Here is a 10955-nt window from a genome sequence, read left to right as displayed (position 1 = left end):
CGGCAGGACCACGAGGGAGCGAGCCGTCACTCAGCTCTGATCGAGCACCGTCAAGAGGTCGGTGTTGTAGAAGTCGTCGATGGAAATGGCACCCGACAGCGTCGAGAAGTACCGATCGATCAGCTCCTGGTGACCGACCAGGTTGCGCAGCAACTCGGCCCGCCCCTCGGGCTTCAACTCGGCCACGTTGAGCGCGCCCTGGTAGAAGCCGGAGAAGGTCTCGTCCAGGTCTTCCTCGTAACGCTCCAGCGCCTGTTCGAGCGCCGCGTCGTCGTGCAACCGCTGACCGATGTGGCCGGTGAGCGACTGGGCCTGGACGAAGGCGTCGGTGATGCCGCGGGCGGTGATGGAGTCCTTGTGGTGCACCGCGTCCCCGAGCAGCGCCCAACCGGGCCCGAACGCCTTCCGGAAGAAGTTCTCCTGATGGCCGGTGCCGTACAACTGCTCCACCCGCCGGCCCGCCGACATCCGCTCGGACAACCGGGGAGCCGTCGAACGCACGGCTTCGAGGTAGGCGGGCTCCACCGCGGTACGGACGTCGGAGAACTCGTCCTGCGGGAAGTAGGTCATGATCAGCGTGAGGTCGTCGTTGGTGGGGATGACACCGATCCAGCGCCCCTGCCGTTCGTACAGCTCGAAGTGCGCGGGAACGTCCGCCCAGTAGCTGTAGTAGGTGCAGGTCATCCGGGGGTGCTCGACGACGTTCGGTGCGCCGACCTTGCGGGCCACCAGCGAGCGCATGCCGTCCGCACCGACGACCAGCCGCGCCCGCTCGCTCGCCTCGGCGCCGCCGGGCGTCGTGTACCGCACCCCGACGACCCGATCGTCGGCGAACACCAGATCGGTGACCGAGCAGGACTCCCGGAACTCCACACCGGCCGCCACGGCGGCGCCGGCGAGGATCGGGTCGAGCACATACCGCCTCGGGGCGTACGTGGTCCGTTGGCCGTCGACCGGCAGGGAGAAGCCGTCCAGCCGCACACCGGGCGCCTCGTAGCTCTGGTGGTCGATCGGCCGGCAGCCCGCGTCGCGGAGTGCGTCGAGCAGCCCCCATCGTTCCAGCAGCGCCACGCCCGGCTGGTGGATGTAGTGCGAGGACAGCGTGTCCTGTGGGAAGCGCGCTTTCTCCAGGAGCAGGACGCGATAGCCCTGCCGGGCGAACAACATGGCCGCCGGCGAACCCGCACAACGGGCACCGATGACAATGACGTCGTACATGGCGCCTCTCTTACCGATTGGTAATTGGATCACAATGCGGCAGCGGTCGGATAATTCGCGGTGATCGAGCGCGCCGGCGACGCAGCGGGCGGAAAACCGCTGCCGAGCACGAATGTGATGCTAACCGTCCGGGCCCACGGGAGAAACGACCCGGCAGCGCGGGCCCATTCTCGCGACTCGAAAAGGAAATTGTCGGGATGGCCGTCACGAAGTGACTTCGAATTGGAAATCGTCGGCCCGGGCGACGCCATAACCGTCACGCGGCGACTCGGAATCGGAAATCTCCGGCCGGGTGCGGGGCTCGCCGTTCGACGTCGTCCCGTCGACGGGACACCCGGCATCCACAGCCGGCCCGGAATGCCGACGCCACCGTAGGTCTCGACCGCCGAGGGTCACAAGGGAGACAGGATCGCCGACTTCCCGGCCGAACGCCGTCCCCCCGGGCCCCTGATCCCGGCACGAGCGGGCGACGGCCTGTCGTCGTCCGCGCGACCGCCCGCATGCACCCCACGCGCGACACGGGTGATCTACGCTGCCGCCGACGGACCGCGCGGGTACGGCACACGGCCGAGTACGGACGACTCCCAGGAGCGCGCAATGACGTTACGCAAGAGATCCAGGGCCGCCGCGATCGGCGTGGCGGCGGTCCTGATGGCGGCCACCGCCTTCACCGGTTCCGCCCAGGCGTCGCGGGACGCGTCCTGCCCGCCCGGCGACCACCGGGCGACGCAGCGCGCGATGGACGCGGCCGTGCGGGCCGGTGTTCCCGGCATCACCGCCCAGGCGCGAGACGGCGACCGGGTCTGGAAGGCGACATCGGGCGTGGGCAACCTGAGGACGGGTGCGCCGCGCGGCAGGAACGACCGGTTCCGCATCGGCAACATCACCGACACCTTCGTGGCGACCGTCCTGCTCCAGATGGAGGCGGAGCGAAGACTCGCTCTCGACGACGCCGTGGAGCGCCATCTACCCGGCTTGGTGCGAGGCAACGGCAACGACGGCCGCACGATCACCGTTCGGCAGCTTCTCAACCACACCACCGGCCTGTTCGACTACCTTGCCGACAAGGAGTACGGCGAGACGTACCTGGAGGGCGACGGCTTCCTCCGGCACCGCTATGACACCCTGACGCCCGAGAAGCGCGTGGCGGTGGCCTTCTCCCACGCACCGCTGTTCGCGCCCGGCGCCAGACACTCGTTCTCCGGCACGAACGACGTCCTGGCCGCGCTGATCGTCGAGAGGGTCGGCGGCAGGTCGTACGAGGACGAGGTGCGCGATCGCATCATCGAACCACTGGGGCTGAGGGCGACGTCCCACCCCGGCGACAGCGTCCACCTGCCCCGGCCGAGCAGCCGCGCCTACTCCAAACTCTTCAGGTCGCAGCCGGATCGGATCGAGGACGTCACCGCGATGAACGGGTCCCAGACCTGGGGCAACGGCGACATCATCGCCGACGCCGAGGATCTGAACGTGTTCTACCGGGCCCTGATGCGCGGGAGACTGCTGCCGTCGCGGCAGCTCGAGGCGATGATGACCACCGTCGACAATCCCGACTTCCCCGGCGCGTCCTACGGACTGGGCATCGAACGGTTCACGCTGGGCTGCGGTACGACCCTGTGGTACCACGACGGAGGCACCGCGGGGTCGACCTCCCTGGTCGCCACCACCGAGGACGGCCGCCGGCAGATCGCGATCAACTACAACAGTGACTGGGGAGGAGAGACCGGCCTGGCGATTCTGAGCGCCGAATACTGCCCGTCCTGACCACCGGGCACCCGAGACCGCGTGCTTGCGCTCGCTGTACGCGAATGCCACGGTGCCATGATGGCGCCATCACCGTCGACCATGGCCACAGGCCACTCGAACCACCCTCATCCGGCAGCCCGCAGAAATGCGAACGATGACCACCGGCCCATCGAAACGCCGTGTTCACCCGGACGCGAGGGCCGCGGAAAACTACCGGGCCAGGCAGGCGCCGCGCGGCGCAATCAACGTGCCATCATGATTCCATGGAACTACGGGAGTACGTCGAGGCGCTGCGCGACGAGCTGGTCACGGCCTCCGCGGCAGGGGATGCCGAGACCCGCGCGGTCGCCGAGCGACTCGTCGCTCCGCTGGAGTCGGCCGTCCGGCTCACGTTGCTCAAGGTTTTGTCGGCCGCGGCCGACGAGATCACCCGCGACCTGGCGCCCGGCTCGGTGGACCTGCGCCTGCGGGGGATGGAACCCAGTTTCGTGGTGACGGCGCCCTCGGGCAACGGCGCGGGGGAAGGCGCCGCGGAGGAGACCGACGACGCGGCGGGCGACTGGTCGACCGGTACGGCGAGGGGCGGCGCCACGGCCCGGATCAATTTTCGGCCTCCGCAGGAGATGAAGGACGAGATCGAGAAGGCGGCGTCCCGGCAGGGCATCTCGGTCAACACGTGGATGGTCCGAGCCTCCGCCGCGGCCCTGTCCAACAGCAGGCGATCCCACCGCGGCAAGCAGCAGTTCAGCGGCTGGGTGCAGTAGCCGCCGCGAACGAGCACCAACCGAACCCGGCCGGCCGACCGCACACCCACCCGTTACCGACGGGATGCGTGTGCGGTCCGCATCCCGTCGACGGCCGGGGAAGACTTGACGAAGGGCCGCCCCGTCCCGCGCGTCGCGTCGTACCCGCCGTCCCTTCGACGAGAGTCGTTCGTCAGGCGCGGTGGATCGTGATGTCTCCGTAGGAGGAGTGCGCCCGCACCTCGATGCCTTCCTCGGACGACGCGGCGACCTGCTCCAGCATGTTGTTCACCCGCCCGTATCCGGTGGCCACATCCAGCTTCGCCGGGCGGTCCCCGCCGATGCCGACCTCCAGGTCACCGGAACCGGTCTTGAGCACGACCTCGCCGCGACTGACCTCCGCGATACGGATGTTGCCGTTGGAGGTCTTGGCGTCGGTCCTGGACCCCGAGGCGTGGTCGATGGAGATGTCGCCGTTGGAGTTGCGGACCTGGACGTCGCCGGTGACCGTGCCGATCTCGGTGTCGCCGTTGGAGTTCTTGGCCTTGATCGAACCGTCGATCTCGCCGATCCGGATCCGTCCGATGGAGGTGCCGACCTCGGCGTCGCCGTCGACCCGGCCGACGGTGATGTGGCCCGCCGAGTTCAGGCGCAACGGGCCGACGTGGTCGAGGTGGACGATCGCGGTGGAGGTCTTGTACGCGCACTCCCCCAGGCGACCGGAGGAGCGCAACTCTCCCAGTGCCGCCTTGCCGTGTACGTGCGAGCCGACGGGCAGCGCGATCGTGACGTCCACCGAACGGGTCTTCCGGGAGAGGTCCAGTCCCGCGAGCGGTTTCGGGCCCTTGACCACCAGTACGCCGTCCGCGTACTCGACGGTCGTCTCCTTGGCGGCCTTCACATCCGAGGCATCGCTCACGTCGCTCGGCCGTACCTCGACGACGGTGTCGGTCCGGTCTTCGGCGGTGATCTGCACGTCGCCGACGTGGAGTTCGATCGTGACCGAGATCGACTTGGGCGTATCGAAAACAGGCATGGCTGTCCTTCTCATCACGAACGGGCCGACATCGATGGCGCCATCATGGCGCACATGATGTGCCATGGCAAGCTGCAATGACCCCGATGGCGCCATCACAGTACTCGTGCGTACGCCCTGCGGAACACTCCCCGTACGCTACTCGGCCCGACACAGCCGGCGTGTCCGCCAGTCGCACCGCCTCCTCCCCACGACCGGTCCGACCGGTGTGGTCACCCGACGCTACTGGGATATCGCACCCAGGGATTCGATGTACGCGGAGATCGACGCCACCGTCGGGTTGAGGTACATCCGGTCCGCCGGGACCTCGACGCCCAGTTCCTCGATGAAGGCTCCCTGGATCCTGGCCATGATCACCGACTGGCCGCCCAGGGCGAAGAAATCGTCGTCGACGGATATGTCGTCGCGCCGGAGTTCCCGGCACCAGATGGCGTGCACCCGCTCGGCAATCATCACAGTCCTCTCCGTTGTGTCATCAAGGTCCGTCGACTATGCCGAAGTGCCGCTGTCGGCGTACCGGTTCCGGCACGCGTCGAGCAGCGCCGCCCGGTCCACTTTCCCGTGCGGACTGAGCGGGATCCGCGGGATGTTGACGAACCCGACCGGAACCATGTTCCGCGGCAGCGTCTCCAGCAGGCGGGCGCGCACGTCGTTCTCGGCGAGATCGTCCCCCGTCGGAACGATGAACGCGATCAACTCGGCCTCGCCGGAGTCGGTATACCTGGTCACCACCGCCGCCTGCCGGACCCCGGCCAGCCGACCGAGCGCGCGCTCGATGTCGGTGGGGTCGATACGCATGCCCCGCACCTTCACCTGCGCGTCCATCCGGCCGGCGACGACCAGGTCCCCGGCCTCGTTCACCCGACCGCGGTCGCCGGTGCGGTACAGCCTGCGCGGCTCGCCGTCGACCACGATCGTGGTGAATCGCTCGGATTCGGGACCCGTGCCGTTGAGGTAGCCGGCGCCGACGCTGGTTCCCGAAATGCAGATCTCGCCGTACTCCCCCGCCCCGACACCGCGCATGTCCTCGTCGACGAGGTGGAGATCGGTGTTGTACGCCGGTCTGCCCACCGGTGCGATCTCGTGTTCGCCGGGCCGGTAGTCGGCGAGGTCGTACGACGACGCGACGTCCGTGCACTCGGCGACGCCGTACTGGTGCAGGAGGGTGCACGTGTTCCCGGCGCGCCCCGCCCAGTCGGTGAGCCGTTCCGCGTGCAGCGGCTCGCCGCCGAAGAGCACGTAGTCCAGCCGGGTGAGCGCGTCGCCGCCGCGTGCGGTCTCCCAGTCCACCAGCAGGTACAGCGTGCTGGAGGCGCAGTGCACCGTGCGGATCTCGTGCCGGTTCAGCATGCCGTAGGCCATCGCGGCGTCGAAGTTGCGGCTCGCCATCAGGTACTGGGTGGCACCACAGAACAGCGGCATCATCAGGCTGCGTTGCGAGAGGTCGAACCCGAACGCGCTGACGACCAGGTTGTTCGACCCGGAGTGCAGACCGTACTCGATCATCAGCCAGTTCAGCAGGTTGAACCAGCCCTCGTGCCGCACCGCGGTCAGCTTCGGCGTACCGGTCGACCCGGACGTGAAGACCGCGTAACACACGTCGTCCCCGGTGACCGGGACGTCGGGACCGGTCGTGGGAAGCGTGTCGAGGTGCTCGGACAACTCCTCGAGGACGAGCACCTCGACGGCCGCCGACTCGACCAGTTCGGCCGTGGCCGGGGAGGCCACGATCAAGGCGAGGTCGGGGACCTGCCCCAGCAACAGTCGCAACCGCGCCGCCGGGTACGCCGGGTCGAACGGAACGTAGGCCGCGCCCGCCTTCAGCGTGCCGAGGATGGCGACCACGATGTCGATCGAGTAGTCCAGGCAGACGCCGACCTTCGCACCCGGGCCGTGTCCGCGCGCGGTGAGGAAGTGCGCGAACCGGTTGGCCTTCGCGTCCAGTTCCGCGTACGTCACCTGCCGTCCGGCGCAGAAGACGGCGACCTCGTCCGGCGCGGCCCGCGCGTGCGCCTCGAACCGCCTGTGCACGACGGGCACCGCGGGCAGGGCGACCCGCTTTCCCTGAAGGATCATCAACTGACTCCGATGTGACGGGTGTCCGGTCGACCAGGGCGCGCCGGCACACCACGGGGAACGGGCTGGTCCGGCGCTCGGCGGGCGGCGCGCCGCTCGGCGTCTCCTCGACGGGCTCGGTCGGTCCTCCGCCGTCAGTCCGCCGCCATCGCCTCCTGCAGGCTCTTCGGGCGCATGTCGGTCCAGTTCCGCTCGACGTACTCCAGGCAGTCGGCCCTGGACGCCTCGCCGAAGACCACGCGCCAGCCCGCGGGCACGTCGGCGAACACCGGCCACAGGGAGTGCTGCTCCTCGTCGTTGACCACGACGTGGAAGCGGCCGTCCTCGTCATCGAAGGGGTTCGTGCTCACGGGCACCGTCCTTAATCGTCACGACGCGACTGTGGATTGAAAAACGCGGGACCGAGCGGCATTCGATCGGCAGCGGGAAATCAGGATTGCAATTCGCCGCGCTCCGGGCGACCCCCGACCGTCACGGGGCGAATCGGGTATGCGCGATTCCGGAATCGGGCGCGGGTTCGCCTTTTCCGTGTCGTCCTGTCGACAGGACACCCGGCATCCGCAGCCGAACTCGGCCTGCCGACACCACACGGTAGGGCGCGACCACCGACGCCACAATGCCGAATGCTCGCCCATCTCCCGGTGTTCCATCCGAACCCGTACCGCACCGAATTCCGTGCCACCATGACCGGGCATCGGGCCCGGGCCCCGTCATGGCTGCGCCCGAGTCGTGCGATCGCCGTGTACGTGGGCGCGTACCCCCTGCATGTCGAACAGGACGAGGAGTTCCACCGCTCCGCCGTCCGCGCTTCCCAGCCAGTGCGGCAGTGAGGTGTCGAATTCGGCCGCGTTGTCGGCCTTGACCGTCAGATCGCGCTCTCCGACCACCAGTCGCAGCGTGCCACTGAGCACGTACAGCCATTCGAAGCCCTCGTGCGTCTGCAAGGTCGGTTCGAGTGGCTCCGCCCGCGCCGGAATGATCATCTTGAAGGCCTGCGTTCCGCCCGGCCGCCGGGACAGGGGTACGAACGTCATCCCGAATCGCCGAATCGGCTTCAGATGCATCCGCGGGTCGCCGGTGCGCGGCGCACCCACGAGATCGTCCAGCGGGACGTCGTAGACCTGGGACAGATGCAACAACAACTCCAGAGTCGCCCGGCGCTGACCGCTCTCCAGACGGGACAGCGTGCTTTCCGACACCCCGGTGCTCGCGGACAGATCGGCGAGGGTGATCCCGCGGGCACGGCGCAGCGCCCGCAGCCGCGGACCGACCGCGTCGAGCACGTCTTCCATTGCAGAGTCCATGGGACCAGCTTGCCGAAACGGCAAGGATCCGCGCCACTTCGTGACCCACCGGCCGAGACTGGCCGCACGGAAACCGAGTGGAAGGAACCCTCATGGAGCGCTCCGACGCGGCCGAATACTGGGACGACGTCTACGCGGAGCGGCCCGCGTCCGCCGACCCGCGGCCGAACGACCGTCTCGTCGAGACGGTGACCCCGCTGCCGCCGGGCGGCGCGCTCGACCTCGGATGCGGTGGTGGCGGCGACGCGCTGTGGCTCGCCCACCGGGGCTGGCGGGTCACCGCCCTCGACGTCTCGGCCGTGGCGACGACGCGACTCGCCCGGCAGGCCGAAGCGCGCGGCCTGAGCGACCGGATCAGCGCCAGGCAACACGACGCACGCGACTCCCTGCCCGAAGGCCCGTTCGATCTGGTCACCGCCCACTACTTCCACACCCCGTACGCACAGGACAGAACCGCCATCCTCCGCTCTGCCGCCCACCTGCTGCGTCCGGGCGGACGACTCCTGGTCGTGGACCACGGATCGACGGCGCCGTGGTCATGGAATCAGGACCCCGACGTGCGGTATCCGACCCCCCGAGAGGTCGCCGCACCCATGCGCCTGTCCCCCGATCGGTGGACGGTCGAACGCGCCGACACGCCGCGCCGAGTCGCGGTCGGCCCCAACGGGCACACGGCCGAAGTCGTCGACCACGTCCTGCTCATCCGCCGAACCGGCTGACACCACCCCACACGGAACCAAGCACCAACCCAGGAGAACCGCCGTGCCCACCGCCTCCCGCCGCCGCGACACCCCGCCGCCCCGCACCGCGAACAGCGAAGCCGACGTCCTGCGCGGATTCCTCGACTACCTGCGCGCCTCGATCGCCAAGAAGGTCGACGGAGCCCCGGAGCCTCGAGTCCGGACGCCGGCAGTCCCCTCGGGCACGAATCTGCTCGGCCTCCTCAACCACCTGATCGCCGTCGAAAAGGCAACGTTCCTCGGCGAAACGGTCACCGACTGGCCTGCGACATTCCGCCCCGCCCCGCAGGACAGCGTCACCGACCTCGTCGCCCGCTACCGGGCAACCGTCGACCGCGCGAACAAGGTCCTCGACGCATGCGGCGACCTCGCCGCCCCTCTCCCCCGACCCGGACGCTCCGGCTCCGCCCCCAGCATCCGCTGGGCCCTCACCCACATGATCGAGGAAACCGGCCGCCACACCGGCCACGCCGACATCCTCCGCGAACTCATCGACAACACCACAGGCCGCTGAACCCCGCCTCTTCGCCGACGTGGCGTCACCGGGAGGGATGATTCGCACGGCGAAGCCGGGCGGATCGGCCCCCCGCCGGCGGTACTTCCCGCGCCCGGTCACAGCCCGGACCACGTGGGGCGGCTTCTCCCGGCACGAGATGATCCGCTCGTTCCCGCGCGGCCGCGACCGCGGCCGAGAGAGCGGGCGTGGCGGTGTCGATCACCGGTTCGTCGGCCGGACAACCACGGCGGCCACTGCGGTTCGTACCGTACGCGTCCTCACAGGGCTCTCCCTCTCGCCGGAGATACCCCATGACGTCCCATCACATGACCCTCAGTGAATACTTCACCACTCTTGGTGGTTGTCCGACACCATCGGACTCGCGAAAGCGGTGAGCCGGTCGGCCGCGTCGGCGACCCGACGGACCGCATCGGCCGCGCCCGCCCCAATGCCGCGGAGTTCACCAACGGCCCGGCAGGTGCCCCCGGTTGCGGAGGCGGCCGGTCGGGTGTGCGGGTTCAGGCGTACGGGTGGGGGTGTTGGGCCCGCCAGGTGTCGGTGGCCACTCCGGACATGACGATCATCACGATGTCCTCGGCCAGGGAGTCGGTGATCGGGAGGTGGCCGAAGAGGGCGCGGTAGTAGGTGGTGGACGCCAAGAGGTCGAGCAGGAGATCGAGATCGGTGTCGGGCCGGATGTCGCCGCGGTCGATGCCCCGGCGCAGGGCGGTGGCGGTGGCGGCGCGTCGGGGGTCGAAGAGGCGGGCGAAGAAGGTTTCGGCCGGCGCCGGATCGGCGGCGATGTCGGCCACCAGGGCGGGCCACACGCGGCGGGTGCCGGGGCCGGCGAAGGCGGTGGTGAGGGTGGCGATACCGGCGATGAGGTCGCAGTGGGTGCAGCCGGTGTCGGGCGTGGGGGCGTCGCCCATCGCGGCCGCGAGGGCGTCGACGACGAGGTGGCGGCGGGAGGGCCGGCGGCGACGGCCCTGACGCACCACCACGGCGCGGGTATGGGAACCGCGCTCGGCGTGACGTTCGGGCTGACGGCGCTGCTTGCCTTGACGGCCGTGGTGGTGTCCGGCCGGATCAAGGCACCGGCCGAAGTCTGAGAACTCGGCGAGTGACCAAGGTCGAATCCCGGGCGCCGGACGTACGCGTCGCCGAGCATGGCGGGTGGATACGCACATGCTCGGCGACGAGTGACGATTCCGCGGGCCGGGCCGTTGGCCGTGCGACTCTCCTCGGGTTACCCGCTACCGGATCCGACGCGCGTCACGACGGCCCGCCGGGCCCGTGGACTCAGCGGGACGGCAGGTCGAAGTTCCAGCCCTTGGCCTTGTATTCGATGATGAGTCGATCGACCGCGTCCACGGTTTGTTGGCGGTCGCCGCCCGCGTCGTGCAGGGTGACCACGCCGGTCGGGGTGATGCCGTCGCGAAGCCGCTGAAGGAGGACGTCCACGCCGGGCAGTTCCCAGTCGCCGGGCATCAGCGTCCAACTCAGAAGTCGTTTCATTTGGCATATTGGCGGTAGCAGATCAATGCGGCAGCGATGCTGACGAACGCGCCGAAGTGCGCCGCCTTGACCTCGTATCGG

At 69.2% G+C, this 10955-nt stretch carries 12 protein-coding genes; 4 read left to right on the top strand and 8 right to left on the bottom strand.

Annotated features, from left to right (window positions below; genetic code table 11):
- Positions 1-30: 30 nt before the first annotated feature.
- Positions 31-1218, bottom strand: a complete 1188-nt coding sequence (locus tag ACIRL2_RS49370) for an NAD(P)/FAD-dependent oxidoreductase (protein ID WP_402242007.1) — start codon at positions 1216-1218, stop codon at positions 31-33.
- 597 nt (positions 1219-1815) lie between these two features.
- On the opposite strand from ACIRL2_RS49370, the gene ACIRL2_RS49365 reads away from it, so the two are divergent.
- Together ACIRL2_RS49365 and ACIRL2_RS49360 are read left to right on the top strand one after the other, a co-directional pair.
- Complete coding sequence (locus ACIRL2_RS49365) at positions 1816-2982, top strand: serine hydrolase domain-containing protein (protein ID WP_395873258.1); 1167 nt, start codon at positions 1816-1818, stop codon at positions 2980-2982.
- Between the two features lie 245 nt (positions 2983-3227).
- Positions 3228-3728, top strand: coding sequence for a hypothetical protein (locus tag ACIRL2_RS49360; RefSeq protein ID WP_395873259.1), 501 nt, complete (start codon positions 3228-3230; stop codon positions 3726-3728).
- A 172-nt stretch (positions 3729-3900) separates the two neighbouring features.
- On the opposite strand, the gene ACIRL2_RS49355 is transcribed toward ACIRL2_RS49360, so the two are convergent.
- The 5 genes from ACIRL2_RS49355 to ACIRL2_RS49335 form a co-directional block, all read right to left on the bottom strand.
- Positions 3901-4743, bottom strand: a complete 843-nt coding sequence (locus ACIRL2_RS49355; RefSeq protein ID WP_395873260.1) for a DUF4097 family beta strand repeat-containing protein — start codon at positions 4741-4743, stop codon at positions 3901-3903.
- Positions 4744-4965: 222 nt separating this feature from the next.
- A complete protein-coding gene (locus ACIRL2_RS49350) occupies positions 4966-5196 on the bottom strand; it encodes an acyl carrier protein (protein WP_395873261.1) in 231 nt (76 codons plus the stop codon).
- Positions 5197-5232: 36 nt separating this feature from the next.
- Complete coding sequence (locus ACIRL2_RS49345) at positions 5233-6819, bottom strand: amino acid adenylation domain-containing protein (protein ID WP_402242004.1); 1587 nt, start codon at positions 6817-6819, stop codon at positions 5233-5235.
- Positions 6820-6953: 134 nt separating this feature from the next.
- Positions 6954-7169, bottom strand: a complete 216-nt coding sequence (locus tag ACIRL2_RS49340; RefSeq protein WP_395873263.1) for an MbtH family protein — start codon at positions 7167-7169, stop codon at positions 6954-6956.
- Positions 7170-7529: 360 nt separating this feature from the next.
- Complete coding sequence (locus ACIRL2_RS49335) at positions 7530-8123, bottom strand: helix-turn-helix domain-containing protein (RefSeq protein WP_395873264.1); 594 nt, start codon at positions 8121-8123, stop codon at positions 7530-7532.
- Positions 8124-8215: 92 nt separating this feature from the next.
- Here ACIRL2_RS49335 and ACIRL2_RS49330 point away from each other — a divergent pair, with 92 nt between their 5' ends.
- Positions 8216-8842, top strand: coding sequence for an SAM-dependent methyltransferase (locus ACIRL2_RS49330; RefSeq protein WP_402242002.1), 627 nt, complete (start codon positions 8216-8218; stop codon positions 8840-8842).
- A 43-nt stretch (positions 8843-8885) separates the two neighbouring features.
- Positions 8886-9377 carry a DinB family protein gene (locus ACIRL2_RS49325; RefSeq protein WP_402241999.1) on the top strand — a complete coding sequence of 164 codons (492 nt, stop codon included), beginning with the start codon at positions 8886-8888 and terminating at the stop codon, positions 9375-9377.
- A gap of 500 nt (positions 9378-9877) precedes the next feature.
- Here the strand turns inward: ACIRL2_RS49325 and ACIRL2_RS49320 are convergent, their stop codons facing one another.
- Entirely contained in the window at positions 9878-10360 is a 483-nt protein-coding gene (locus tag ACIRL2_RS49320) for a TetR-like C-terminal domain-containing protein (RefSeq protein WP_402241996.1), read from the bottom strand.
- 298 nt (positions 10361-10658) lie between these two features.
- Positions 10659-10874 (bottom strand): hypothetical protein, encoded by a 216-nt coding sequence (locus ACIRL2_RS49315; RefSeq protein WP_402241993.1) that lies wholly within the window; start codon positions 10872-10874, stop codon positions 10659-10661.
- Positions 10875-10955: the final 81 nt, after the last annotated feature.

This window comes from Embleya sp. NPDC127516 (genome assembly GCF_044765325.1).
Classification (GTDB): Bacteria; Actinomycetota; Actinomycetes; order Streptomycetales; family Streptomycetaceae; genus Embleya.
The sequence above is the reverse complement of the archived record's forward strand: the minus strand, read 5'-3'. Positions and strand labels throughout refer to the sequence as shown.

What these genes read in the sequence shown, in the direction of transcription:
- ACIRL2_RS49315 (WP_402241993.1), bottom strand. Translation starts at nt 10,874, where the DNA reads ATGAAACGACTTCTGAGTTGGACGCTGATGCCCGGCGACTGGGAACTG.
- ACIRL2_RS49350 (WP_395873261.1), bottom strand. Translation starts at nt 5,196, where the DNA reads ATGATTGCCGAGCGGGTGCACGCCATCTGGTGCCGGGAACTCCGGCGC.
- ACIRL2_RS49345 (WP_402242004.1), bottom strand. Translation starts at nt 6,819, where the DNA reads ATGATCCTTCAGGGAAAGCGGGTCGCCCTGCCCGCGGTGCCCGTCGTG.
- ACIRL2_RS49370 (WP_402242007.1), bottom strand. Translation starts at nt 1,218, where the DNA reads ATGTACGACGTCATTGTCATCGGTGCCCGTTGTGCGGGTTCGCCGGCG.
- ACIRL2_RS49360 (WP_395873259.1), top strand. Translation starts at nt 3,228, where the DNA reads ATGGAACTACGGGAGTACGTCGAGGCGCTGCGCGACGAGCTGGTCACG.
- ACIRL2_RS49330 (WP_402242002.1), top strand. Translation starts at nt 8,216, where the DNA reads ATGGAGCGCTCCGACGCGGCCGAATACTGGGACGACGTCTACGCGGAG.
- ACIRL2_RS49355 (WP_395873260.1), bottom strand. Translation starts at nt 4,743, where the DNA reads ATGCCTGTTTTCGATACGCCCAAGTCGATCTCGGTCACGATCGAACTC.
- ACIRL2_RS49365 (WP_395873258.1), top strand. Translation starts at nt 1,816, where the DNA reads ATGACGTTACGCAAGAGATCCAGGGCCGCCGCGATCGGCGTGGCGGCG.
- ACIRL2_RS49335 (WP_395873264.1), bottom strand. Translation starts at nt 8,123, where the DNA reads ATGGACTCTGCAATGGAAGACGTGCTCGACGCGGTCGGTCCGCGGCTG.